27 protein-coding genes are annotated in these 24,080 nt (G+C 73.5%); 14 read left to right on the top strand and 13 right to left on the bottom strand.

Going from position 1 to position 24,080, the window contains the following annotated elements; translation table 11 throughout:
• Positions 1 to 351 precede the first annotated feature (351 nt).
• Entirely contained in the window at positions 352 to 1,632 is a 1,281-nt protein-coding gene (locus tag OG509_RS11020; protein WP_406182093.1) for a DUF1906 domain-containing protein, read from the top strand.
• Here the strand turns inward: OG509_RS11020 and OG509_RS11015 are convergent.
• Genes OG509_RS11015 through OG509_RS11005 form a run of 3 tightly spaced genes read right to left on the bottom strand, consistent with a single transcriptional unit; the run spans position 1,625 to position 3,495 of the window.
• Complete coding sequence (locus tag OG509_RS11015; protein ID WP_406182091.1) at positions 1,625 to 2,137, bottom strand: pyridoxamine 5'-phosphate oxidase family protein; 513 nt, start codon at positions 2,135 to 2,137, stop codon at positions 1,625 to 1,627. The two genes, OG509_RS11020 and OG509_RS11015, sit on opposite strands and share 8 nt — an antisense overlap.
• 36 nt (positions 2,138 to 2,173) lie before the next feature.
• Positions 2,174 to 2,902: a VWA domain-containing protein gene (locus OG509_RS11010; protein ID WP_406182089.1), complete on the bottom strand. Its 729-nt coding sequence runs from the start codon at positions 2,900 to 2,902 to the stop codon at positions 2,174 to 2,176.
• Between the two features lie 14 nt (positions 2,903 to 2,916).
• The gene (locus tag OG509_RS11005; protein ID WP_406182088.1) at positions 2,917 to 3,495 is read right to left on the bottom strand and encodes a PadR family transcriptional regulator; all 579 of its coding nucleotides are present in this window, start codon (positions 3,493 to 3,495) and stop codon (positions 2,917 to 2,919) included.
• 98 nt (positions 3,496 to 3,593) lie between these two features.
• On the opposite strand from OG509_RS11005, the gene OG509_RS11000 reads away from it, so the two are divergent.
• Positions 3,594 to 4,319 (top strand): SDR family NAD(P)-dependent oxidoreductase, encoded by a 726-nt coding sequence (locus tag OG509_RS11000; protein WP_406182086.1) that lies wholly within the window; start codon positions 3,594 to 3,596, stop codon positions 4,317 to 4,319.
• Positions 4,316 to 5,266: an alpha/beta hydrolase gene (locus tag OG509_RS10995; protein WP_406182084.1), complete on the top strand. Its 951-nt coding sequence runs from the start codon at positions 4,316 to 4,318 to the stop codon at positions 5,264 to 5,266. The genes OG509_RS11000 and OG509_RS10995 overlap by 4 nt, the downstream gene beginning before the upstream one ends.
• Positions 5,267 to 5,296: 30 nt before the next feature.
• Here OG509_RS10995 and OG509_RS10990 read toward each other — a convergent pair whose 3' ends face one another.
• Entirely contained in the window at positions 5,297 to 6,178 is an 882-nt protein-coding gene (locus OG509_RS10990) for an NAD(P)H-binding protein (RefSeq protein ID WP_406182082.1), read from the bottom strand.
• The gene (locus tag OG509_RS10985) at positions 6,178 to 6,639 is read right to left on the bottom strand and encodes a nuclear transport factor 2 family protein (RefSeq protein ID WP_406182081.1); all 462 of its coding nucleotides are present in this window, start codon (positions 6,637 to 6,639) and stop codon (positions 6,178 to 6,180) included. The genes OG509_RS10990 and OG509_RS10985 overlap by 1 nt, the downstream gene beginning before the upstream one ends.
• Before the next feature lie 109 nt (positions 6,640 to 6,748).
• Between OG509_RS10985 and OG509_RS10980 the strand changes: the two genes are divergently transcribed.
• The 3 genes from OG509_RS10980 (at position 6,749) to OG509_RS10970 (ending at position 8,237) form a co-directional block, all read left to right on the top strand.
• Entirely contained in the window at positions 6,749 to 7,081 is a 333-nt protein-coding gene (locus OG509_RS10980) for a hypothetical protein (protein WP_406182079.1), read from the top strand.
• A 62-nt stretch (positions 7,082 to 7,143) separates the two neighbouring features.
• Complete coding sequence (locus OG509_RS10975) at positions 7,144 to 7,878, top strand: class I SAM-dependent methyltransferase (RefSeq protein WP_406182078.1); 735 nt, start codon at positions 7,144 to 7,146, stop codon at positions 7,876 to 7,878.
• Positions 7,875 to 8,237, top strand: a complete 363-nt coding sequence (locus OG509_RS10970; protein WP_406182076.1) for a DUF2568 domain-containing protein — start codon at positions 7,875 to 7,877, stop codon at positions 8,235 to 8,237. Before OG509_RS10975 ends, OG509_RS10970 begins: the two co-directional genes overlap by 4 nt.
• Here OG509_RS10970 and OG509_RS10965 read toward each other — a convergent pair.
• The gene (locus tag OG509_RS10965; RefSeq protein WP_406182075.1) at positions 8,219 to 9,322 is read right to left on the bottom strand and encodes an acyl-CoA dehydrogenase family protein; all 1,104 of its coding nucleotides are present in this window, start codon (positions 9,320 to 9,322) and stop codon (positions 8,219 to 8,221) included. The genes OG509_RS10970 and OG509_RS10965 overlap by 19 nt on opposite strands.
• Positions 9,322 to 10,467, bottom strand: a complete 1,146-nt coding sequence (locus OG509_RS10960; protein WP_406182073.1) for an acyl-CoA dehydrogenase family protein — start codon at positions 10,465 to 10,467, stop codon at positions 9,322 to 9,324. The genes OG509_RS10965 and OG509_RS10960 overlap by 1 nt, the downstream gene beginning before the upstream one ends.
• 127 nt (positions 10,468 to 10,594) lie before the next feature.
• Here OG509_RS10960 and OG509_RS10955 point away from each other — a divergent pair, with 127 nt between their 5' ends.
• From OG509_RS10955 to OG509_RS10935, 5 genes are all read left to right on the top strand, one after another.
• Positions 10,595 to 11,377: an SDR family oxidoreductase gene (locus OG509_RS10955; protein ID WP_387284204.1), complete on the top strand. Its 783-nt coding sequence runs from the start codon at positions 10,595 to 10,597 to the stop codon at positions 11,375 to 11,377.
• A gap of 280 nt (positions 11,378 to 11,657) precedes the next feature.
• Positions 11,658 to 12,245: a TetR/AcrR family transcriptional regulator gene (locus OG509_RS10950; protein WP_406182071.1), complete on the top strand. Its 588-nt coding sequence runs from the start codon at positions 11,658 to 11,660 to the stop codon at positions 12,243 to 12,245.
• Positions 12,246 to 12,265: 20 nt separating this feature from the next.
• Entirely contained in the window at positions 12,266 to 13,423 is a 1,158-nt protein-coding gene (locus OG509_RS10945) for an acetyl-CoA C-acetyltransferase (RefSeq protein WP_385590019.1), read from the top strand.
• A gap of 225 nt (positions 13,424 to 13,648) precedes the next feature.
• Positions 13,649 to 13,855 (top strand): cold-shock protein, encoded by a 207-nt coding sequence (locus OG509_RS10940; protein ID WP_030707191.1) that lies wholly within the window; start codon positions 13,649 to 13,651, stop codon positions 13,853 to 13,855.
• 102 nt (positions 13,856 to 13,957) lie between these two features.
• Positions 13,958 to 15,610, top strand: coding sequence for a DEAD/DEAH box helicase (locus OG509_RS10935; RefSeq protein WP_385590021.1), 1,653 nt, complete (start codon positions 13,958 to 13,960; stop codon positions 15,608 to 15,610).
• 104 nt (positions 15,611 to 15,714) lie between these two features.
• Here OG509_RS10935 and OG509_RS10930 read toward each other — a convergent pair whose 3' ends face one another.
• From OG509_RS10930 to OG509_RS10910, 5 genes are read right to left on the bottom strand one after another with little or no spacing between them, the layout of a single operon-like run.
• Complete coding sequence (locus OG509_RS10930; RefSeq protein WP_406182068.1) at positions 15,715 to 16,656, bottom strand: tyrosine-protein phosphatase; 942 nt, start codon at positions 16,654 to 16,656, stop codon at positions 15,715 to 15,717.
• A 29-nt stretch (positions 16,657 to 16,685) separates the two neighbouring features.
• The gene (locus OG509_RS10925) at positions 16,686 to 17,753 is read right to left on the bottom strand and encodes an NAD(P)H-dependent flavin oxidoreductase (protein WP_406187534.1); all 1,068 of its coding nucleotides are present in this window, start codon (positions 17,751 to 17,753) and stop codon (positions 16,686 to 16,688) included.
• A 22-nt stretch (positions 17,754 to 17,775) separates the two neighbouring features.
• Positions 17,776 to 18,531: a CoA-transferase subunit beta gene (locus tag OG509_RS10920; RefSeq protein ID WP_406187533.1), complete on the bottom strand. Its 756-nt coding sequence runs from the start codon at positions 18,529 to 18,531 to the stop codon at positions 17,776 to 17,778.
• Between the two features lie 5 nt (positions 18,532 to 18,536).
• The gene (locus tag OG509_RS10915; protein WP_406182067.1) at positions 18,537 to 19,388 is read right to left on the bottom strand and encodes a CoA transferase subunit A; all 852 of its coding nucleotides are present in this window, start codon (positions 19,386 to 19,388) and stop codon (positions 18,537 to 18,539) included.
• The gene (locus tag OG509_RS10910) at positions 19,385 to 20,158 is read right to left on the bottom strand and encodes an enoyl-CoA hydratase family protein (RefSeq protein WP_385590029.1); all 774 of its coding nucleotides are present in this window, start codon (positions 20,156 to 20,158) and stop codon (positions 19,385 to 19,387) included. Before OG509_RS10910 ends, OG509_RS10915 begins: the two co-directional genes overlap by 4 nt.
• Positions 20,159 to 20,214: 56 nt before the next feature.
• Between OG509_RS10910 and OG509_RS10905 the strand changes: the two genes are divergently transcribed.
• Together OG509_RS10905 and OG509_RS10900 are read left to right on the top strand one after the other, a co-directional pair.
• On the top strand, positions 20,215 to 20,979 hold the full coding sequence (locus OG509_RS10905; protein WP_406182065.1) for an SDR family oxidoreductase: 765 nt from the start codon (positions 20,215 to 20,217) through the stop codon (positions 20,977 to 20,979).
• Between the two features lies 1 nt (position 20,980).
• Complete coding sequence (locus OG509_RS10900; RefSeq protein WP_406182063.1) at positions 20,981 to 21,889, top strand: SDR family oxidoreductase; 909 nt, start codon at positions 20,981 to 20,983, stop codon at positions 21,887 to 21,889.
• A 76-nt stretch (positions 21,890 to 21,965) separates the two neighbouring features.
• On the opposite strand, the gene OG509_RS10895 is transcribed toward OG509_RS10900, so the two are convergent.
• Positions 21,966 to 22,448, bottom strand: coding sequence for a MarR family winged helix-turn-helix transcriptional regulator (locus OG509_RS10895; RefSeq protein WP_406182061.1), 483 nt, complete (start codon positions 22,446 to 22,448; stop codon positions 21,966 to 21,968).
• 110 nt (positions 22,449 to 22,558) lie between these two features.
• Here OG509_RS10895 and OG509_RS10890 point away from each other — a divergent pair, with 110 nt between their 5' ends.
• Positions 22,559 to 23,995: an MFS transporter gene (locus tag OG509_RS10890; RefSeq protein ID WP_406182059.1), complete on the top strand. Its 1,437-nt coding sequence runs from the start codon at positions 22,559 to 22,561 to the stop codon at positions 23,993 to 23,995.
• Positions 23,996 to 24,080: the final 85 nt, after the last annotated feature.

Here is a 24,080-nt window from a genome sequence, read left to right as displayed (position 1 = left end):
CGGCCGCAGGCGGCCTCCCGGGCTTCGCCCGGCTGCGCCGGCCTCCGGCCGTCGGTGCGGGGCCCGCGCCACCAGCAGCACCCCTCCCTTCGGGGAGACCCCTCATACGGTCCGTACAACGGTGTACGGAACTCTGACACCGCGCCCGCCATGTCCCCGACCAGGGATGGCGGGCGCTGTGGCGTTCGCGGTCAGGCCTCGGGGGTGACGGGGCCGGGGGTGGTCGCTCGTGTGGGTGACGCATGGTGGCGGGTCGGATGAGCCCTGCCGCGGGGGCGTGGGCCGGATGGACCATCTGCGGGGTTCCCGGGTCCAGTTGGGGGGCTCCGCGGTCTGGTAACTGTGGGGCGCATGCCCTCCAAGATGATGTTGTCCTGCCTGCTCGGAGCCGCTCTGCTCTCGCCCGCCTCGCCCGCCGACGCCGACGGGCGGACCGTCGATTACCACGGGCTGCGCCTCACCGTCCCGGGGGACTGGCGGGTCGTCGACCTCGACCGGAATCCCGGTGCCTGCCTGCGGTTGGACCTGCCGACCCTGTACCTCGGGCACGCCGGTACGCAGGGCGAGTGCGCCGGGCGGGCCGTGCGGCAGCGCGCCGACACCCTGCACTTGGAGCCGCTCGACGGCGCCCCGCAGCGGGCCGACATCCCGACCGTGCGCGTCGAGGCCCCCGGCGGGATTCCGGAGCCGCAGAGTGACAGCAACGAGGTGCGGTACGCGCTGCGCCGGTCCGGGGTGATGGCCACCCTCTCGTACGGGACCACCCCCGACGCCGTACGTGGCCTCTTGGCGGGCGCCCGTACCAGGGAATCCGGGGCTCCCGGGGCCCCCGGCGCCCCCGCTGATCCCGTGTCGGCCGTCACCGGCCCGAAGCCCGTCCGTGCCCAGGAGCCCTTCACCGGCGCCGGTTTCGACGCCTGCACCGCCCCGACCCAGAGCGCCATGGACAGCTGGCGGGCCGCCTCCCCGTTCGGCGCCGTCGGCATCTACATCGGCGGCCGCGCCCGGGCCTGCGCCCAGCCGCGGCTCACCGCCGGCTGGGTCCGGCGGCAGGCCGAGGCGGGCTGGCACCTCATGCCGCTCTGGGTCGGCCCACAGCCCTGGAACGACCCGGCCACCGGCCTGTCCACCGACCCCTCCCAGGCGAACCAGGAGGGCATGGAGGCCGCCGAAGGCGCCGTCACGGTGGCCCGGTCCCTGGGCCTGGCCGAGGGCACGGTGCTCTACAACGACCTGGAGAACTACACCGACCGCACCACCTGGGACCCGCCCGTCGTCGCGTACCTCACCGCCTGGACGGTCCGGCTGCACGAGCTCGGCTACCGCGCCGGCGCCTACGTCGCGGCGAGCTCCGGCGCAAAGGCCCTGAGCGACCACCACGACCAGGCCCCGGAGGCCATGCCCGACGTGCTGTGGGTCGCCGTCTGGAACGGCCGGGCGTCGGTCTCCGACGCCGACACGGGCCTGCCCGCCCGCACGCACCAGTGGGCAGGCCGCCGCCGCGCCCACCAGTACCGCGGCGACCACGACGACACGTACGCCGGGGTCACCATCAACATCGACCGGAGCTGGATCGACATCGACCCCGTGGCGCTGACCGGCCCCGCCCGGGGCCGGTCCCTCTTCAGCTAGCCGGGTCCTCGCGCGGGGGTTCGTCGTCGTTGCCTCGGCGGATGGTGCGCAGGCCGTGGGTCGGGGTCCATGTGCGTACCAGCAGGTCGTCGCCGTCGATGCCGATGTGGACCACCTCCGTCAGGTCCGCGTGGAAGAGGTGGAAGGGGTGCGGGGTCTCCGTCTCCTCCGCGTACCGGTGCAGCTCGGGCGGGTCCAGCAGCTCGATCGCGCGCCCGGAGATCCGTACGTCCCCGTCCGGCATCGCCTCGCCGTCGCCGGGGTTGGTGTGCAGGGCGAAGCGGGGGTCGCGCTGGAGGTCCTTGGCCTTCATCGAGCCCGGCATCATCCCGAGCCACAGCTCGCCGCCGCGGATGTCGACATTCAGTCCGGCCAGCCGTGGGGAGCCGTCCTTGCGGAGCGTGCCGAGGACGTGGTGCGGGTACTGAGCGAAGCGGGCCTGGACGGCCGCCGCGAATTCCGGTTCCTGTTTCTCGAACGCTGCCCAGTTGTTTGTGGTCGTCATACGTCCATCAAAGCGCGTGGCACCGACAGTCCCCACTCAGGCGCGCACGATTCCGGCCGTGCGGGCCGACGCCAGCCAGGACGGGAACTCCATGACCAGGCGGTCGAACAGCACCGGGTCCGGGACCTCCCGCGGGTCCCGGCCCGCGTGGAAGTAACCCGCGTTGTCCACCACCCGCCGGGCCGGCACGGGCAGTTCGTCCAGCCGCCGCAGGAAGTCGAACTGCGAGCTGTGGGTCTGTCCGAAGCCGACGAACTGCCAGAACAGCGGGAGCCGGGCCGCCTTGCACAGGTACCGCTCCGCCGCCGGCTTGTTCATCGGACCGCCGTCCGTCTGGAAGACGACGAACGCCGGATCGGCCGACCCCGAATCCAGGTGGTGGTCGATCACCGCGTCCATCGCCGCGTCGTACGCCGTCTTGCCCATGTGGCCCAGGCGGGAGGCGATCGCGGCGATCCGCCCCTGGTGCCCGGCGAGCGCTATCTCCTCCACCGCGTCGACGTCGGTCGAGAAGAACACCGCCGGCACGCGCCCGTCGTCGTCGAGGTGCGCCGACAGGCCGAGCACCCGGTCGGCGAAGGCCTGCACGGTGCCGTCCCGGTAGTACGGGCGCATCGATCCCGAGTGGTCCAGGACCAGGTACACCGCGGCGCGCACGCCCTCCAGGCCGTGCTTGCGGAGCGAGATCCCGGCGCTCTTGTAGAGGTTCACGAGCGCGGGAGCGGTCGATTCCATCGTGCGGAGGTCGATCGCGCTGCCCGTCATGGCCCGAGGGTACGTCAGCCGCCGCTCTCCAGGGCCGTGATGTCGTCGAGCATCGCGGCCGCGAGGGCGCCCTCGGAGGCGTAGTAGCGCTCCGCCCATTTGAGGGTGAGCGTGGGGTAGGCCCAGGCGGGCTCGTCCAGGGCGGCCTCCGCGTCGGCGACCGCGCGCAGGCGCATCTCCTGGGCGAACTCCTGGTGCCGGAGCAGGACTTCACGCATCTGGCCCGGCTCCAGCAGGTGGCCCAGCCACAGCCGCAGCATCGGCCCGTGCTTGAGGACGGGCGGGTCGACCGGGGTCTCGCGGGCCCATTCCCGTACGGCCGCCATGCCCTCGTCGGTGATCCGGTACACCCGCTTGTCGCGGGTGCCCGTCTCCTGGGCGACCAGTCGGGAGGAGGCGTAACGGGCCTTCTCCAGGCGCTTGAGCTCGCTGTAGATCTGGCTGAAGGACGGGCTCCAGTAGAAGAGGCGCAGGGACCGGTCCGACCACTTCTTCAGGTCGTAGCCGGAGAGTTCCTCCCCGAAGGAGAGCAGTCCGAGCACCGCCCAGCCGGTCGCCGGGAGCGTGCGCCTGTCCTTCTCGTCTGCCGCCACGCAGCGCAGTCTACGACCGGTGTCCGTGCCATCCCTTCCTTCGTTTATGTGTGACTGCTAGAAGTATTTCTATTAGGTCTGTCGGGAGGGGTGCGCGGATGGTCTCGCTGGACGGAAAGGTCGTCGTCATCACGGGCGCCGGCCGCGGGCAGGGCGCGGCCGAGGCCCGGTTGTGCGCGGAGGCCGGTGCGCGCGTGGTCGTCACGGACGTACGGGAGGAGGAGGGCCGGGCGGTCGCGTCCTCGCTGGGGGACCAGGGGCTGTACGTGCGGCACGACGTGGCCGAGGCGGACGGCTGGGCGGCGGTCGTGCGGGAGGCCGTACGGGCCTTCGGCACGATATCGGCGCTGGTCAACAACGCGGCGGTGTGGCGCACGGCCCACGTGGAGCGGCAGCGGCCCGAGGAGTTCGAGGCGCTGCTGCGGGTGAACCTGCTGGGGCCGTTCCTCGGCATCCAGGCGGTGGCGCCGGTGCTGCGGGCGGCCGGGGGCGGCTCGATCGTGAACATCTCCTCCACGGCCGGACTGGTCGGCATCCCCGGCCACGCGGCGTACGGGTCCACCAAGTTCGGGCTGCGCGGGCTGACCCGCTCGGCGGCGCTGGATCTGGCGGGGGACCGGATCCGGGTCAACTCGGTGCATCCGGGGGCGATCGACACGCCGATGGTGTCGGCGGTCGCCGGGCAGGACTGGTCGCACGTGCCGCTGGGGCGGATGGGGCGGCCGGAGGAGGTCGGGGAGCTGGTGCTGTTCCTCTGCTCGGACGCGTCCTCGTACGTGACGGGCGCGGAGTTCGCGGTGGACGGGGGGATGACGGCGCGATGAGCGGGGGCGTGGTCGGCGAGGGTGGGGTGAGCGAGGGCGGGGTGAGCGACTGCCTGGCCCCCGCGGCCCGGGCGCTGTGCGATGCGATGGCGGCGGCCTTCCCGGGCCCGGGGGACGTGACGGCCCTGCGGGCGGCGGCCGTGGGCGGCCGGTCGGCGGGACCGGAGGTGGCCTCGGTCCGGGACGCCGAGGCCTCGGGCGTCCCGGTCCGGGTCTACGATCCCGCGCCGGGCGGGGCGGGCCGGCCGCTGGTGGTGTTCTTCCACGGCGGGGGCTGGGTGATGTGCGGGGTCGGAACGCACGACGCGACGTGCCGGTCGCTGGCCGCCGGGTCGGGCGCGGTGGTGGTCTCCGCCGACTACCGCCTGGCCCCCGAGCACCCCTGGCCGGCGGCGCCGGACGACGCGCTGACCGTACTGCTGTGGGCGAGGGCGCAGGCGGTCGCGCTGGGCTGCGATCCGGGCCGGGTGGTGGTGGCGGGGGACTCCAGCGGGGGCAACCTGGCGGCGGTGACCGCGCTGCGGGCGCCGGAGCTGGTGGCGGGGCAACTGCTGGTGTACCCGCCGCTTGATGCGGCCATGATGACGACGGCTACGGCTACGGCTACGGCGGCCTCGTCCACGGCCGCGTACGGCGAGGGCCACTTCCACACCACGGCCCACATGGCCTGGTACTGGGAGCAGTACGGCGGCGACCCCGCGCACCCGTACGTCTCGCCGCTGCGCGCCCCCGACCTGTCGGGCCTCCCGCGCACGCTGCTGGTGCTGGCGGACTGCGATCTGCTGCGGGACGAGGGCCTGGCGTACGCGCGCCGGCTGGGCGCGGCCGGGGTGGACTGTGCGGTGCACCTGTACCCGGGGGTCTTCCACGGATTCCTGGGCCTGCCGCTCCCGGCCGGGCGGGCGGCCCTGACGGCCGCCGCGGCCTGGCTGCGGGCCACGGGGTAGGGGGCGGGGCGGCCCGCCGTGACGGGCTACCTACCGCGAGGTCTCCGGCCCCGCCTGAGCGGCCGGCTTCCGTACGGGCAGCTCCCGTTCGGCGACCTCCCGGAAGCTGCGGGGCGGGCGGCCGGTGAGGCGCTCGACGGTGTCGGTCGTACGGTCCTCCGCTCCTCCGGCGATGGCGCGGTCCATGTCGGCCAGCATCGCGGCGAACTCCGGCGGGATGACCGCGGCCAGCCGTTCCCGCATGGCTTCGTGGGTCAGGTGGTGGTGGACCACCGGGCGGCCGGTGACCTCCGCGACGATCGCGGCGATGTCGTCGTGGCTGAGCGCCTCCGGCCCGGTGAGGACCAGGTCGGCGTTGGGCGCGAGGTCATCGGTGAGGGCCCGTACGGCGACGGCGGCGATGTCCTCGGCGTCGACGAAGCCGACCCGGCCCGTCCCGGCCGCGGTCAGGATGGCTCCGTCGGCGCGGATGCTGTCGGCGTGGGCGTGCGTGCCGGTGAAGTTCTGCATGAACCAGGAGGGGCGCAGGACCGCCCAGTCGTCGAACAGGCCGGGCAGGGCCTGGTGCACCGCCCCCACCGCCGGGCCGCCCGCGGGGATGGCCGAGGAGCTGAGGAGTACGGCACGGCGTACGCCGGCGGCGCGGGCCCGTTCCAGGAAGGGCAGCATGACCGCGGCCGGGTCCGGGTCGCCGATGGGCGGGACGAGGTAGACGCCGTCGGCTCCGCCGAGCGCATCGCCGTACGTGGCGGGGTCGTACCAGTCGAAGCGGACCGGCTCGGCGCCCGGGAGCGGGGTGGCCGAGCGGCCGGCCGCCTTGACGCGCCGGCCGGCGGCGATCAGCTGCGCGACGGTCCGGCTGCCGGTGGTTCCGGTGGCGCCGATGACCAGGGTGGTGGCGGTGGCGGTCATCAGGCGGCGCTCCGGGTGTCGTCCGAGGGGAAGTCCAGCCCCGGCTCGCGGACGGCGAGCGGGTTCCAGAAGTCGCGGTACGAGGTGAACCGCCCGTCCTGGACGGTCACGACGGCGATGTACGTCATGTCGAAGGGGCTCCCGGTCGCGACGATGCGGCCCACGCCGCGCATCTCGACCACGATCGTCGTCGGGTCGGTCGTCTCGTGGATGCGCAGGTCGGGGAAGTCGTGCACGTCGATGTGGTCAGGGTAGTCGCGCATGTAGTCGGCGATGGCCGCCCGCCCCTCCAGCCGCCCGGGCCAGCCGGCGGGAGCGAACGGGAACTCCATGGAGCCGTGCTCGGACCACAGGCCGACCCAGGAGGCGATGTCCTTGTCGAGGAGCAGACGCAGGCTGTGGCGGTAGAGATCCGCGGGGGAGGAGGGTGCGGGTGATGCAGGGGAGGTGCTCGCGGGCATGGCGGTTCTCCGTTCGGCGCGATACGGACCGATGGTCCGTTTCTCCTGATCGAAGATACGGACCGCCGGTCCGCATTGCAACCGGGGGCGCCGCGGGCATGATGTGCTCATGTCGATGTTGCTCCGCAACGTGCTTGTCCTGGCGGTGGAGTTCGGCGCCGCGCTGCTGCTGCGCGAGCCGGACGCGCCGTGGATCCCGGTGCTGCTGGCCGTCTTCGTCGTCGGCTCGGGCGTCCTGCACGGCACCGAGGCCGAGTTCGTACCCCGCTTCCTGGTCGCGCTGACCGCGGTCGGCGCCGCCGAACTGGGCAGCCGGGCCTGGGCCTCGCCCGACGCCCTCCCGACGGCCGGAACCGGAGCCGCGATCCTGCTGGCCGTCCAGACGCTGCTCCTGATCCGCTACTCCCTCCGCCGCCCTCGCCCCGGCCGCCGCCCCGCCTGACCCGAATCCGCAAGATCCGCCGGGGTCTGGTCCGGGGGGCCGTGATCGAAAACAATGGCGGTATGACGTCCACGCCCCACATCCGTGCCCGGTCCTTCGACGCCGCCGCCGCGCTGTACTCGGCGAACCGGCCCGGGTATCCCGGCGAACTGTTCGAGGCCCTGGAGGCGCTCGCCGGTCGGGGGCTGCGCGGGGCCAGGGTGGCCGACGTGGGGGCCGGGACCGGGATCGCCACCGGGCTGCTGCGCGCCCGCGGGGCGGACGTGGTCGCCGTCGAACCCGGCGACGGCATGGCCGCCGAGTTCCGGCGGGCGAACCCCGGGATCCCGCTCGTGCGCGGGGACGGTGACCGGCTGCCGCTCGTCACCGCCGGGTTCGACTTCCTCACGTACGCCCAGGCCTGGCACTGGACCGACCCCGCCCGCTCGGTCCCCGAGGCCCGCCGCGTGCTGCGGCCCGGCGGCGCGCTGGCGCTCTGGTGGAACGACATGGACCCCGCCGTCCCCTGGATCGCCGAGCAGGACGAGCGGATCCGGACCCTGTTCGACGCCGGCGGGCTCGGCTATCGCACCCTGCCTCCCGGGTTGGAGTTCGCCACGCGCGAGGTCCGCTGGTCGCGCCGGATCCCGCTCGACGTCCACCTCGCCAACCACGCCAGTCATTCCGCCTTCCTGATGCTCGGCCCGGCCGGCACGCGGGAGTTCCTCGACGCGGAGCGGGCCCGGCTGAGCGCCCTGTTCCCCGGAGGGACGGTCGAGGAGCGCTACGTCGTCACCCTCGGCGTGGCCGTCGTATGAGCGGTGTGACGCGGCCCGGCGCGCGGTCGTTCTTCCTCGTCAACGAGGGCCTCGCCTTCGTACTGGAGGTCGTGGCGCTCGGCGTCCTCGCCTGGTGGGGCTCCACCGTCGGCCTCTGGCTCGCCGTGGCCGCGCCGCTCGCCGCCGCCGTGCTGTGGGGGGCGTTCGCCGCGCCCAAGGCCCGGTTCGCCGTCCCGCTCGCCGCACAGCTCGCGGTGAAGGCGCTGGTGTTCGGCGCCGCCGCCTTCGCGCTCCTCGCGCTCGGGCAGCGGGCCGTCGGCTTCTGGTTCGCCGGGACCGTCCTCGTGAACACCGCTCTCGCGACGTACCACCGCTCTCGCTACCGCTCTCGTTCCTGAAGCACCGCCGCCCGGCACGCCGCCGGCGAGCCCCACGCGTCGCGCAGCGGCCGCGCCTTGCGCAGCCACAAGGAGAGGTCGAGCTCCTCCGTGTAGCCGACGGCCCCGTGGAGCTGCAGCGCCGTCATGGCCGCCGCGTACGCCGCCTCGCCCGCCGCCAGCTTCGCCGCCGCGACCTCCCACGGCGCCAGGTCCAGCGCCGCCGCCCACACCAGCGGCCGCGCGAACTCCAGGGCCAGGAGCGTGTCCGCCAGCCGGTGCTTCACGGCCTGGAAGCCGCCGATCGGCGTGCCGAACTGCGTGCGCTGCTTCACGTACTGCACCGTGCTCGCCAGCAGGGCCTCGCCCACCCCCAGGCACTGGGCCGCCGTCAGCAGCCGCGCCCAGCCCAGGGCCGTCCCCGCCGCCGCCAGGACCCGGGGGCCGGCGGCCAGCAGCTCCCCGTCCGCCGCGGGACGGGACAGCCGGCGCGCCGGGTCCGTGGACCTCAGCGATTCACCGGCCCCGGTACCGGCACCGGCCCCGGTACCGGCACCGGCCCCGGTACCGGCACCGGCCCCGGTACCGGCACCGGCCCCGGCCCCGGCCCCGACGCCCGCGCCCGCGCCACGCGCCAGCCGGAGCTCGCCCGCCGCCGACACCGTGAAGCAGTACGCCGCCGCGTCCGCGTCCAGGGCGTACGGACTCCCGCCCGGCAGGGTCAGCGTGGCCAGGGCCTCGCCCGCCACCAGCCCCGGCAGGAAACGTTTCGCCGGCCCGTCGTCCCCCTCCTCCCCGAGCCGCGCGAGCTCCGACAGCAGCACGGCCGCCGCCGCCGTCTCCACCACCGGCCCCGGCACCCCCGCCCGCCCCAGCTCCACGAAGCCGAGCGCCAGTTCCACCGGCAGCAGCCCCGCCCCGTCGTAGGCCTCGTCCGCCGCGAGCGCGAACAGGCCCGTCCCCGCGAGCCGCGACCACAGCGCCCGCCCCGGTCCGTGCTCCCCGGCGCCCCAGGCCCGTACGGCCGCCGGGACCTGCGAGGCGCCGAGCAGGCCGTGCAGCGTACGGGCGAAGTCCGACTGTTCGCCGGTCGGCAGGAAGCGCATCAGCGGCGGCCCTTCGGGAGGCCGAGCAGCCGCTCGGCGATGATGTCGCGCTGGATCTCGTTCGTGCCCGCGTAGATCGGCCCGGCCAGCGAGAAGATCCAGGGCTCCGCCCACGCCCCCTCCGCCAGCTCCGCGTCCGGGCCCAGCAGGTCCAGCGCCGTCTCGTGCAGGGCGATGTCGTACTCCGACCAGAACACCTTGTTCAGGCTGGACTCGGCGCCGATCCGTACCCCCGCCGCGAACCGGGAGGCGGCCGCCCAGGTGAACAGCTCGTACGCGCGCGCCCCGACCACCGCGTCCGCCACCCGGCCGCGCAGCGCGGTGTCCGCCGGATCCGCCCGCGCCCGCCACAGCGTGAGCAGCCGGTCGGCCGCTGCGAGGAACCGCCCCGGCGAGCGCAGCGTCAGCCCGCGCTCGTTGCCCGTCGTCGACATCGCGATCCGCCAGCCCTGCCCCGGCTCACCGATCACGTCCGCGTCCGGTACGAAGACCTCGTCCAGGAAGAGCTCCGCGAAGGCGGGCTTCCCGTCCAGACGGCCGATGGGCCGCACCGTCACCCCCGGCGCGCGCAGGTCGAACATCAGGTACGTCAGCCCCCGGTGCGGCTTCCCGGCCCCCGGATCCGTACGGAAGATGCCGAACGCCCGGTCCGCGAAGGCCGCCCGAGAGGACCAGGTCTTCTGCCCCGACAGCAGCCAGCCGCCCCCGGTGCGCACCGCCCGCGACTTCAGGGAGGCCAGGTCCGAGCCCGACTCCGGCTCCGACCAGGCCTGCGCCCAGATCACCTCGCCGCTGGCCATCGGAGGCAGCACCCGGGCCCGCTGCTCGGCGCTCCCGTGGTCGAAGAGGGTCGGCGCGAGGAGGCTGATGCCGTTCTGCGAGACCCGGCCGGGCGCGCCCGCCGCCCAGTACTCCTCCTCGAAGACCAGCCACCGCTCGATGTCCACGCCCCGCCCCCCGTACTCGGCGGGCCAGGACACCGCGGACCAGCGGTCCGCGTGCAGCCGGGCCTCCCACGCGCGGTGCGCGGCGAAGCCCTCCGCCGTCTCCAGGGAGGGGAGGGGGGAGTCCGGGACGTGCTCGGCGAGCCAGGCGCGGGCCTCGGCCCGGAAGGCCGTCACCTCCGGTGCGTGGGTCAGGTCCATCAGCTGTCCGCCTCCGTCGCAGGGGCTTTCGTCGCAGGGGCTTTCGTGCGCGTTCCCTCGACACGTCGAGTTCCCTCGGCAAGTGTTCCCTAACAAGTGTTTGGTAGGTTAACGTACGGCCATGAGCATGAACACCCCCGACTACGTGCCGGGTCACGGGCTGCTCCAAGGCCGCACGGCCGTCATCACCGCCGCCGCCGGAGCCGGGATCGGCGGGGCCACCGCCCGCCGCTTCCTGGAGGAGGGCGCCCGCATCGTCATCGGCGACGCGCATGCCCGCCGCCTGAAGGAGACCGAACAGGCCCTCGGCGCCGAGTTCGGCGCCGGCCGCGTCACCTCCCTGCCCTGCGACGTCACCGACGAGGACCAGGTCAGGGCCCTGTTCGCGCTCGCCGAGCAGACCCACGGCGGCTTGGACGTCGTCGTCAACAACGCCGGCCTCGGCGGCACCGCCGCCCTCGTCGACATGACCGACGAACAGTGGGGCAAGGTCCTCGACGTCACCCTGAACGGCACCTTCCGCTGCACCCGCGCCGCCCTGCGCTCGCTGAAGGCCTCCGGCCGGGGCGGGGTCGTCGTCAACAACGCCTCCGTCGTCGGCTGGCGCGCCCAGACCGGCCAGGCCCACTACGCCGCGGCCAAGGCCGGGGTGATGGCGCTGACCCGCTGCGCCGCGCTGGAGGCGGCCGAGTTCGGCGTACGGGTCAACGCGGTCGCCCCGAGCCTGGCCATGCACCCGCACCTGGTGAAGGTCACCAGCGAGGAACTGCTGACCGAGCTGACGGCCCGCGAGGCCTTCGGCCGGTACGCCGAGCCCTGGGAGGTCGCCAACGTCATCGTCTTCCTGGCCAGCGGCTACTCGTCGTACATGACGGGCGAGACCGTCTCGGTCAGCAGCCAGCGCGCCTAGGGGGCGTCTTGTGGATCATGCCGGGCTCGCGGCGGCCGGTGCCGCGCCTCGCCGCGTTCTCGTCGGTCGCCGACGTCCCCCAGCTACCGCTGGGAGGTGCCCCCACCGCGTCGACTCCCTCCTCGGCCTTGCGATGCACGGCACCGGCCGCCGCTCCCCGATCCGGCCTGATCGACAAGACGCCCCCTAGCCCCAGAATGGGCCCGTGCCAACGAACAAGCCGACAGCCGAGCCGACAGTCCAACCGACAGCCGAACCGACGGCCAAGAAGAAGCCCCAGGTGAGCGCCTCGCCCGAGCGCCGCCGCGAGCTCCTCGACACCGCAGCCGAGGTCTTCGCCGCGCAGGGCTACAACGCCACCACCGTCCGCAAGATCGCCGACGCCGCCGGCATGCTCGCCGGCAGCCTCTACTACCACTTCGATTCCAAGGAATCGATGCTCGACGAGATCCTCTCGACCTTCCTGAACGAGCTGTGGCAGGGCTACGACACCGTCCTCGCCGCAGGCCTCGGCCCCCGGGAGACCATCGAGGCCCTCGTCACCGAGTCCTTCCGGGAGATCGACCGGCACCGCGCCGCCGTCGCGATCTACCAGAAGGAATCCCGGCACCTGTCCGCGCAGCCCCGCTTCCACTACCTCTCCGACTCGCAGCAGAAGTTCGAGAAGGCCTGGCTGGGGACGCTGGAGCGCGGGGTCGCCGCCAAGGTCTTCCGGGCCGACCTCGACATCCGCCTCACCTACCGCTTCGTCCGCGACACGGTGTGGGTGGCGGCGTCCTGGTACCGGCCGGGAGGACAGCACAGCCCCGAGGAGATCGCCCGCCAGTACCTGTCGATGGTGCTGGACGGGATCGCCGTACGCAGCTGACCCCCGAAGGAGCACCCGTCATGCCCGAGGCCTACATAGTCGAAGCCGTACGCACCCCCGTGGGCCGGCGCGGAGGGGGCCTGTCGGGCGTCCACCCGGCCGACCTGGGCGCGCACGTCCTGAAGGCGCTGGTGGAGCGCTCCGGGGTGGACCCGGCCGCCGTCGAGGACGTGGTCTTCGGCTGCCTGGACACGGTGGGCCCGCAGGCCGGGGACATCGCGCGGACGGCGTGGCTGGCGGCGGGGCTGCCGCAGGAGGTGCCGGGGGTCACGGTGGACCGCCAGTGCGGCTCCTCGCAGCAGGCCGTCCACTTCGCGGCGCAGGGCGTGCTCTCCGGGACCCAGGACCTGGTCGTCGCGGGCGGGACCCAGAACATGTCGATGATCCCGATCGCCTTCGCCTCGCGGCAGGCGGCGGAGCCGCTCGGCCTGACGGAGGGCCCGTACGCGGGCAGCGAGGGCTGGCGGGCCCGGTACGGGGACGCGCCGGTGAACCAGTTCCACGGCGCGCAGCTGATCGCGCAGAAGTGGGGGATCACCCGCCGCGACATGGAGGAATTCGCGCTCCGCTCGCACCGGCGGGCGATCCGGGCCGTCGACGAGGGCCGTTTCGCGCGCGAGACGGTGGCCTACGGGGACGTACGCGTCGACGAGGGCCCGCGCCGGGACACCACCCTGGAGAAGATGGCGGGCCTGAAGCCGGTGGTCGAGGGCGGCACGATCACCGCGGCCGTCTCCTCGCAGGTCTCCGACGGCGCGGCGGCGATGCTGATCGCCTCCGAGCGGGCGGTGGCGGAACACGGCCTGCGGCCGCGGGCCCGCATCCACCACCTGTCCGTACGGGGCGAGGACCCGATCCGGATGCTCTCGGCCCCGATCCCGGCCACGGCGCACGCCCTGAAGAAGACCGGCATGTCGCTGGACGACATCGACCTGGTGGAGATCAACGAGGCCTTCGCCCCGGTCGTCCTGGCCTGGCTGAAGGAAACGGGCGCCGATCCCGAACGGGTGAACGTCAACGGCGGAGCCATCGCATTGGGCCATCCGCTGGGCGCCACGGGGGTGAAGCTGATGACCACCCTGCTCCACGAACTGGAGCGCACGGGCGGCCGGTTCGGCCTCCAGACCATGTGCGAGGGCGGCGGCCAGGCCAACGTCACCATCATCGAGCGGCTGTGACCGGAAGCCGGCCGGGGGAGCGCCGGGGGCAATGCCCCCGGATCTTTCCGCCCCAGGTGCAGGCGGGGCTGGGTGTCCACGCCGAGGTGTGCTAGCTTGGAGAGCGTTGCAGTTGTGGTACCCATGAACTTTATGTGCGCCTGACGGGAATGTTCCTCAGGCGCTTTTATTGTTTTGCCGGAATCTCCGGATGGGGCCCTTTGCCGCCTATTCAGGAGATTTAAAATGGCACTTGGCACCGTGAAGTGGTTCAACTCGGAAAAGGGCTTCGGCTTCATCGAGCAGGACGGTGGCGGCCCGGACGTCTTCGCCCACTACTCGAACATCGCCACCCAGGGCTTCCGTGAGCTCCAGGAGGGCCAGCGCGTGTCCTTCGACGTCACCCAGGGCCAGAAGGGCCCCCAGGCGGAGAACATCCTCCCCGCCAACTAAGTAGTTCAGCTTGCCGGGGTCCGCACCGCGAGGTGCGGGCCCCGGCTTGTCTGCTGTTTCAACCTTTGCTTTACCTTGCCGGTTTCAGGAGGGCTTTCTCGCATGACCAGCTCCAGCTCCGCACGACCCAGCCGCCGCCCCACCCGGGGCCGAGGTGCGGCACAGGGACGTCCGAAGGCTGGCGCGGGACGGCAGAAGTCCGCCCCCGTCGCCAGGCCCCAAGAATTCACCATGCCCGAACCGCTGACCCCGGCCCTGGAGCCGGTCGCCGCGTTCGAGGACATGGGCATGCCCGAGGCGCTGCTGAAGACCCTCGCCGCCCAGGGCGTCACCGAGCCGTTCCCGATCCAGGCCGCGACGCTGCCGAACTCGCTCGCCGGCCGTGACCTGCTCGGCCGCGGCCGTACCGGCTCCGGCAAGACGCTGGCCTTCGGCCTGGCGCTGCTGGCCCGCACCGCCGGCCGCCGCGCCCAGCCGAAGCAGCCGCTCGCGCTGGTCCTCGTACCGACCCGTGAGCTCGCGCAGCAGGTGACCGACGCGATGGCGCCGTACGCCACGTCCGTCAACCTGCGGATCACGACCGTCGTCGGCGGCATGTCGATCAACCGGCAGTCCGGGGCTCTCCGCCGCGGCGCCGAGGTGCTCGTCGCCACCCCCGGCCGCCTGAAGGACCTCATCGACCGCGGTGACGCCGACCTCTCCCAGGTCGCGATCACGGTCCTCGACGAGGCCGACCAGATGACCGACATGGGCTTCATGCCGCAGGTCACCGCGCTGCTCAAGCAGGTCCAGCCCGAGGGCCAGACCATGCTGTTCTCGGCGACCCTCGACAAGAACATCGACAAGCTCGTCAAGATGTTCCTGCACGACCCGGTCGCCTTCTCCGTCGACCCGTCCGCCGGTGCGGTCAGCACGATGGAGCACCACGTCCTGTACGTCATGGACGAGACCGACAAGAAGGCCGTGGCGACGCGCATAGCCGCTCGCGACGGCCGGGTGATCATGTTCGTGGACACCAAGCGCGGTGTCGACCGCATGGTCAAGAAGCTCCTGGCCGACGGCGTCCGCGCCTCCGGCCTGCACGGCGGCCGCTCGCAGCCGCAGCGCAACCGGACCCTGGACTGGTTCAAGACGGGCGAGGTCACCGCGCTGATCGCCACCAACGTGGCCGCCCGCGGCATCCACATCGACGACCTCGACCTGGTCGTCAACATCGACCCGCCCACCGACCACAAGGACTACCTGCACCGCGGCGGCCGTACCGCGCGCGCCGGCGAGTCCGGCAGCGTGGTCACCCTGGTGCTCCCCGACCAGAAGCGGGACATGTCCCGTCTGATGTCGGACGCCGGGATCTCCCCGCGCACCGCGCAGATCAAGTCCTCCGACGCGGAGCTGTCCCGGCTCACCGGCGCCAAGGAGCCCTCGGGCATCCCCGTGGTGCTGGAGGTGCCGCAGCAGCCGGCTCCCGCCGGCCGTCGTTCCGGCGGCCAGGGCGGCGGCAGCGGCCGTTCCGCGAACCCGCGCCGTCGCTCCGGCGGCTCCTCCGCCGCGCAGGGCGGCGGTACGCCGGCCGGTGCGGGCGAGAGCCGTCCGCGTCGGGCCCGCTCCGGTGCGGGTCAGGGCGGTGGCGCCCAGACCGGTGCGCGCGGCCAGGGCGGCCAGGGCGGTGCCCGCGGTCAGGGCGCCGGCGGCCAGGGCGCGGCGCGCCGTCGCTCCGGTGGCGGGCGTCCCGCGGCGGGGCGTACGAGCTCCTAGCTCCTGAGGCTCTGACAGGCATTCCGGTACGCCGGGCGGCGCGAGGTGCGCTGCCCGGCGTTCTGCTGTCCGGAGCCCGTCCGGCTGTCGTTCGGGCCGCCGCGCTAGCGGACCAGCTTCGTCCGGAGCTTCGCGAGCGTCCGCAGGTCCAGGCCGAGGCCGTCCGTGAGGTAGCCGTAGAAGCTGCCGTAGTCCGCGGCCATTTGCGCGGTCGCCGCGTCCAGGTAGTCCTGGCGGACCTCCTGGAGCGGGATCAGCAGGTCCGGGTTCTGCATCCGCCCCGACTGCTTCAAGCCCGCCCGCACCTGGGCGTCGTACGCGGCGCGGAAGGTGTTCGACGCGAGGTAGTCGCGCGTGGCCGCGTCCTCGGGGACGGCCAGGGCGAGCAGCAGGACGTAACTCATCCAGCCGGTCCGGTCCTTGCCCGAGGTGCAGTGGAACAGGAGCGGGCCCTGGCTGCCGTCCGCGATCTCCCGCAGCGTCGTCGCGAACTGCGCCCGGTTCTCGGGGCTGGTCACGAAGGTGCGGTAGATGTCGCGCATGTAGGCCTCGGCGCGGCCGCCGCCGAGCATCTGCTCCTGCGCGGCGGGGTCGCCGCTGGATATCGCGCCGAGCAGGGTTCCGTACAGGCCGAGGTCGCTGACGGGGCGCGAGGTGGCGGTGAGTCCGGCGGGCAGCCGGTCGGCGCCGTCGTAGTGGACCTCCATGGGGATGCGGAAGTCGACGACCTTCGCCAGGCCCAGACCGGAGAGGGCGGTGGTGTCCGCCGGGGTCAGCTTGCCGAGCGCGTCGGAGCGGTAGACCAGCCCCTGGCGGACCTGGCCGCCGGTCCAGGTCCGGTAGCCGCCCAGGTCGCGGACGTTGACCGCGCCCTGGAGCGGGATCTGGCGAATCGTTTCCGCCTGCTGGTGGTACCGGCCGGCGGACATGGCGGTGGGGGCTGTGGTGCTGTGGGCCGGCGCGGCGTGCGCGGCGGCGGGCAGAGTCCCGATGGCGAGGGCGGACGCGAGCACCGCGATCGCCAGGCGGATTCGGGCACGGCTCATCTGGCTGCTCCTGCAACGGAGAAGGAGGGTCACCCTGGTGGTGGCAGGGCGTCGAGCGACTGCAGGTGTGCGAGCACACCGTGTGCCTCGGCCATGACGCGGGCGACGAGCTCCGCACACGAAGGCAGATCCTCGATCACCCCCGCGACCTGGCCCGATGCCATGACCCCGAGGTCCGTACGGCCATCGACCATGGACGCCTTGAGGAGCATGGGGGTGTTCGCGGCGAGCAGGACCTGGCTCCAGGACAGGTCCTTGCCGTGTTTCATCGCGAGGCCGTCGCGCACCATCTGCGGCCAGGACAGGCCCGACAGCTTGCGGAAAGCGGCCGCGTGGCGGACCGCCCTGGCCAGCGCCCGCGTACGGCCGGCCCGTTCCAGGGACGCGACGAGCTCGGTGCGGAGCATCCGGTGCGGCAGCCCGTCCACGGCCGTCGTGACCGTGACGTCCTTGACCCCGGCCGCCAGGTACCGGGCCTTGACCGCGTCCGGGACGGTGGAGTCCGAGGTCAGCAGGAAGCGGGTACCCATGGCGATGCCCGCGGCCCCGTACGACAGGGCGGCGACCAGGCCGCGGCCGTCGTGGAAGCCGCCCGCCGCGATCACCGGGATGTCCACCGCGTCGACCACCTGGGGCAGCAGCACCGTCGTGGCCACGTCCCCGGTGTGGCCGCCGCCCTCGCCGCCCTGCACGATCACCGCGTCGGCCCCCCAGGCCGCGACCTTCTCGGCGTGCCGGCGGGCCCCGATCGAGGGGATCACCACCACACCCGCGTCCTTGAGCCGGGAGATCAGCTCCTTCGACGGGGCGAGCGCGAACGAGGCCACCCGTACGCCCTCGTCGATGATCAGCCGGACCCGTTCGGCGGCGTCCCCCGCGTCCGCGCGCAGGTTCACCCCGAACGGGGCGTCCGTACGGGACCGGACCTCGCGGACCGCCGCGCGCAGCTCGTCCACGGTCATCGTCGCCGAGGCCAGGATGCCCAGGGCGCCCGCGCCCGCGGCGGCCGAGACCAGCCGCGGGCCGGCCACCCAGCCCATGCCCGTCTGCACGATCGGGTGCTCGACACCGACCAGTTCGGTGAATGCCGTCCGTATCGCCATCGCCGTCGCCATCCCCTCAGGCCCGCACTTCCCGGTCGCGCAGCCCCTTCGGGTCGATCACCTCGCGGATCAGCCGCAGTTCCTCGGCGGTGGGCTCCCGCGTGTACGGGACCTCGCCGGTGACCGCCGGCTCGAACCCGGTGGCCGCCCGGACCTGTTCGACGGTGACGCCCGGGTGCACGGAGGCCAGCCGCATCGAGTGGTCCGGGCCGGCGAAATCGAAGACGCCGAGATCGCTGACCACCCGCGGGAGCCGGTGGAAACGGGTCACCCCGGCCGCCTCGGCCCGGTCGTAGCCCACCCCGCTCACCATGTCGACACGCTCGACGAACACCCGCGGTGAATGCCTCGGGATCCAGTAACTCACCGGATTGTTCAGCGTGTTGACGGGAGCACCGCGCACCCCGAGGAGCTGGCGGGCCGGCCGGGCCCAGTCGCCGATGCAGGAGATGTTCTGGTTGCCGAACCGGTCGATCTGGCTGGCGCCCATCATCACGTGCCGCCGCCCGCCGGTGACCATCGTGAGGTGGCGCCGGTACGGGAGCCAGCCCTCCGTCTCCCCGTCGAGACCGACGAGCAGGGCTTCGCCGTCGGTCAGCAGGAGGTCGGGGGAGAAGGTCCGCTTCGCCAGCCGGGCCCCGAAGGACGGGATCAGGCCCATCGGGCTGGCGAGCACCTCCCCGTTGTCGCGCCAGGCCTCGGCGCAGGCGATCACGCAGTACTCCGCCCGGGAGACGTCCGCCGCCGTACCCACCGCACCCGCTGCGTCCACCGCGTTCACCGCTGCTCCTCGTGCCAGGCCCGGACGGCCGACTGGTAGGCGTGCTCGCTGCCACCGGAGAGGAAGCGGGCGGAGAACTCCGGCCAGGAGGTGGCCGTGTACAGCTTCTGGAAGGCCTCGTCGCGCCCGTAGTCGGGGGCGCAGGAGGTGAAGTGCGCACCGTTCGGGGTCTCGACGACGCCCGTGACGGAGTGCCGGCTGACCAGCAGGGACTGCGGGGGCCCGGCCTTGGAGAGCTCGGCGGTCTCCACGAGCTGCTCGCAGGAGACGTACGCGGCGTCGGCGGCCTCGCAGAACAGGTCGTCGAAGTACGGGTCCGGGCCCAGGTACTGGGCATTGCCGAGGCGGTCGGCGCGGTTGAGGTGGACGAGGGCGGCGTCCATCCGCAGGGCGGGGACGGCGACGAGCTCCTCGCCGTCGGCGTAGGGGGAGGTGACGGTCCGCAGCTCGGGATTGACCCGCATGACGTCGGAGCCGAGGCCGGCGCGGACGGGGAGGAAGGGCAGCCGGTTGGCGGCGGCGTGCAGGCCCCACATGAACATGGCCTCGTCGTACTCGGTGAGGGTGAGGGCGCCGCCCTCGCGGGCGGCCCGGAAGTGCGGCTCCAGCGGGATCGAGTCGAGCGTGGCGAAGGGGGCGATGAGCCGGCGGATCCGCCCGGCTGCCGCGAGCACGCCGACGTCGGGGCCACCGTAGGAGACCACGGTGAGATCGGTGATCTCGGACCGGAGCAGTGCCCGCACCAGGGCCATGGGCTTGCGCCGCGATCCCCAGCCGCCGATGCCGAGGGTCATCCCGCTGCGCAGCTGCCCGACCACCTCTTCGGGGGTCATCGTCTTGTCGGTCATGAGCGTTCCTTCCCCGCGGTCGCTCCCGCCGCGGACTCTCCGAAGGTGTCGCGGACCCGGTCGGCGACCCCGCTGAGGTTGGCCTCGAAGGTGAACCCCTGCTCGAAGCGGTAGCTGCGTCGTACGTCGACGGGGTCGATGCCGTTGATGGCCGCCTTGGCCAGCCGGATCAGGTAGCCGTCCTTCCGCGCGATCTCGGCGGCCAGCTCCAGGGCCGCGTCCCGCAGCTCCGCGCGCGGGACCACCTTCCACACCGAGCCGTGCGCGTGCAGTTCGGCGGCGGTCGCGGTGCGGGAGGTGTAGTAGAGGGCGCGCATCAGGTGCTGCGGAACCAGGCGGGCAAGGTGGGTGGCGGCGCCGAGCGCGCCCCGGTCGAGCTCGGGGAGCCCGAAGGTCGCGTCCTCGCTGGCCACGATCGCGTCGGCGTTGCCGACGAGGCCGATGCCGCCGCCCAGGCAGAACCCGTGCACGGCCGCGACGACGGGCACCTCGCACTCGTACACGGCGGCGAAGGCCTCGTAGCAGCCGCGGTTGGCACCGATGAGGGCGCCGTGGCCGGTGTCGCGCTGCATCTCCTTGATGTCGACGCCGGCGTTGAAGCCGCGGCCCTCGGCGGCCAGGACGACGCACCGGGTCCCGGGGTCGCGGCCGGCGGCGCGCAGGGCGTCGGCGAGCTCGTACCAGCCCTGTACGGGAAGGGCGTTGACGGGCGGGAAGTCGACCGTGACCAGTGCGACGCCCTTGTCGGGGCTTGAGGTGGAGACACCCATGAGAGGATCAGCTACCTTTCCACCAAACATTTGTTAGGTGAGGAAGGTAGCAGCCTATGGAGCTCGACGGGAGGGTTGTCGTCGTCACCGGCGGAACCCGCGGCGTCGGCGCCGGCATCGCCCGGTCGTTCCTCGAAGCGGGCGCGGAGGTCGTCGTCTGCGCCCGCCGCCCGCCGCGCGAACCGGTGTCCGCGGACGGGCGCACGGCCTCGTTCGCCGCGCTGGACCTGCGCGATCCCGCCGCCGTCGAAGAGTTCTTCGGGGCGGTCGAGCGCCGGTACGGGCGGCTCGACTGCCTGGTCAACAACGCGGGCGGGACCCCGTACCGGCTGCTGGGGGAGGGCGAGGCGCAGCGGCACGCACGGGTCGTCGAGCTGAACCTGCTCGCCCCGCTGACGGCCTCGCTGGCGGCGTACCCGCGGTTGCGCGAGACGCGGGGCTCGGTGGTGATGATCGGCAGCGTCAGCGGAACCCGGCCATCGCCCGGGACGGCGGCGTACGGGGCGGCGAAGGCCGGGCTGGAGAACCTGGCCCGGTCCATGGCCGTGGAGTGGGCGCCCGAGGTACGGGTGAACTCGCTGGTCCTGGGCATGGTGCGGACCGAGCTGGCGCACCTGCACTACGGGGACGAGGCGGGGATCGCGGCCGTCGGGGCGACGGTTCCGCTGGGCAGGCTGGCGGAGCCCTCGGACGTCGGGGCGGCGGCGGTGTTTCTGGCCTCCGGCCGGGCGGGGTATGTCAGCGGGGCGAGCCTGCTCGTGCACGGGGGCGGGGAGCGCCCGGCGTTTCTGGATGCGGCAACGGTCAACAAGGAGAGCTGAGATGGGACTTGCCGAGGGTCGAGTGGTCATCGTGACGGGTGCGGGGCGGGGGCTGGGCAGGGCCCACGCGCTGGCCTTCGCGGCCGAGGGGGCCAAGGTCGTGGTCAACGACCTGGGGGTGGGCCTGGACGGGCAGCCGGGGGAGGACAGCCCTGCCGGGCAGGTGGTCGCGGAGATCCGGGCGCTGGGCGGCCAGGCGGTGGCGCACGGCAAGGACATCGCGTCCCCGGAGGGCGCGTCCTCGCTGGTCGGGGCGGCCCTGTCGGCGTTCGGCCGACTGGACACGCTGGTCAACAACGCCGGGTTCCTGCGGGACCGGATGCTGGTGAACCTGGAGGAGGCGGACTGGGACGCGGTGATGCGGGTGCACCTGAAGGGGCACTTCCTGCCGCTGAAGTACGCGGCGGCGCACTGGCGGGCGGAGGCGAAGGCGGGCCGGGCGGTGGCGGCGCGGGTGGTCAACACCTCCTCGGGGGCGGGCCTGCTGGGCTCGGTCGGGCAGGGCAACTACAGCGCGGCGAAGGCCGGCATCCTCGGCATGACGCTGGTCGCGGCGGCGGAGATGGCCCGGTACGGGGTCCAGGTCAACGCGATCGCCCCGGCGGCGCGGACGCGGATGACGGAGCGGACGTTCGCCGAGACGATGGGGGAGCCGGGGGAGGGGGCCTTCGACGCGATGGCCCCGGAGAACGTGTCGCCGCTGGTGGTGTGGCTGGGCTCGGACGCCTCGGCGGGGGTCACGGGCAGGGTCTTCGAGGCGGAGGGCGGCCGGATCACGGTGATGGAGGGCTGGCGTCCGGGCCCGACGGCGGACCGCGGAGCCCGCTGGACCCCGACGGAGGCGGGCGAGGCGGCCACGAAGCTCCTCGCGGAATCCGAACCCCCGCACCCGGTGTACGGGGCGGAGTAGCCGGGCCGGGCCGGGGTCGGAGTCGGGGCGGGGTCGGGGTCGGGGCCGGGCGCGCGGCCGGGTCGGGGCCGGGGGGTCAGGACTCCGACAGGCGGGCCGCCGCGCGCAGTTGGCGGGCGTTGGAGCCCTGGAGGAAGCGGATCACCGTTTCCAGTTCCGCCGTCGTGAACTCCTCGCACAGCTCCGCCACCTCGCGGGCCCAGTCGTCGAACAGCGGCCGGATCTGCTCCAGCCGCTCCGGCACGGCCTCCACCAGGACCCGCCGCTTGTCCGTCGGGTGCTTGACCCGGCGGACGCAGCCCTTGCGCTCCAGCCGGTCGACCAGGCCCGTCACCGAGGCCGGGGCCAGCCCCGAGTGCTGGGACAGCTCCTTCGCCGTGAGCGGCCCGCGCCGCATGAGCAGGTCCAGGGTCTTCGTCTCGGTCGCGCTGAGGCCCTGCTTCGCGGCCGCCGCCTCGTGGAACACGACGGTCGCCGCGCTCGTCTCCCGGCCCGTGCGGTTCAGCTCCGCCAGCACCGCTGCCCGGCGGGGGTCCTTCTCGTCGGTCACGTCGGTCATGCACCCACCGTACCAAGTATTTAGTTCGCCCGAACGAAAGACTTGCGACGGGGCATGCCTCCGTGCAAGTCTTTCGTTCGTCCGAACGAAATATATATGGAGGCCCCGCTGTGACTCCGACCCCCTATCCGCGCCGCTGGGCCGCCGCCGTCGTCATGATGGTCGCCGCGCTCATGGACCTGCTCGACGCGACCGTCGTCAACGTCGCCATCCCCTCCATAGGCCGGGACCTGCACGCCTCGCAGAGCGCCCTCCAGTGGCTCGTCTCCGCCTACCTCCTCGGCTTCGCCGCCACCCTGATCGTCTCCGGGCACCTCGGCGACCGGTACGGCCGCAAGGCCCTCTTCCTCGCCGGCACCGCCGGCTTCGGCCTCGCCAGCCTCGGCTGCGGCCTCGCCCAGAGCCCCGGCCAGCTGATCGCCGCCCGCGCCGTGCAAGGCGTCATGGCCGCCCTGCTGATGCCCCAGGTGCTCGGCTCGTTCCGCACCCTGTTCCAGGGCAAGGAGCGCGGCGCCGTCTTCGGGGTGTACGGGGCCGTCGGCGGCTTCGCCGCCGCCGTCGGACTGCTGCTCGGCGGCCTGCTCACCGACGCCGACCTGTTCGGCTGGGGCTGGCGGTCCATCTTCCTCGTCAACGTGCCGGTCGCCGCGGCCGTCTGCCTGGCCGGAGCCGTCCTCGTCCCCGCCACCCGCGAGCGCGGCGCCGGCCGGCCCGACCTGACCGGCAGCCTCGTCCTGGCCGCCGCCCTGAGCGCCATCGTGCTGCCGCTGGTACAGGGCGAGGCCAACGGCTGGCCGCTGTGGGGCTGGCTGTGCCTGGCCGCCGGGGTCCTCGCCGTCATCGGCCTCGGCCTCCTCGAAGCCGGCCGCGGCGGGACGGCGACCGTACCGCTGCTGCCCGCCCGTGCCTTCCGGCTGCCGGCCTTCTCCGTCGGCCTCGCCGTCCAACTGCTCTTCGCCGTCGGCATGCAGGGCTTCTTCCTGGTCTTCGCGATCTGGCTCCAGGGCGGCGAGGGCTACACCCCCATGCAGGCCGGAGTGCTCACCGTCGCCTTCTCCGTCGGCGGCTTCCTCACCGCCCCCGCCGCCGATTCCCTCGCCGTCCGCTTCGGCCGCCTCGTCCTCGCCGCCGGCGCGCTGCTGATGGCGGGCGGGTTCGCCGGGGTCTGGTACGCCGTCTGCGCGGCCGGCCCCGCGCACACCGCGGCATGGCCGCTCGTCCCGGGCCTGCTCGTCGCGGGCGCCGGGCTCGGCTTCCTGGTCGTACCGCTGGTGAACGTCGTGCTGTCCGCCGTCCCCGCCGACATCGCGGGCGGGGCCTCCGGGATCTTCTCCACCGCCCAGCAGTTCGGCGGAGCGCTGGGCGCGGCCCTCATCGGCAGCGTCTTCTTCGGCGCCCTCGCGGACGGCAGCCCCACGCACGCCCTGACCACCGCGATGCCCTGGGTGTGCGCCGGGTTCCTGCTCAGCGCGATGCTCTGCCTGGCCCTGCCGCGCACGGCGGTCTCCCCCGAACCGGCCCCGGCCGCCGAGCCGGTGACGGCGTAAGGGGTCCTCGGCGAGGGGCCGTGACGCAGGACCGGCCCCGGCCCCCTGGCGGGGGGGTCGGGGCCGGATCCTTCACTCGTGCGAT

It is taken from the genome of Streptomyces sp. NBC_01006, from assembly GCF_045162725.1.
In the GTDB taxonomy this organism is placed as follows: Bacteria; Actinomycetota; Actinomycetes; order Streptomycetales; family Streptomycetaceae; genus Streptomyces.
This window is presented reverse-complemented; position numbering and strand designations above follow the sequence as displayed.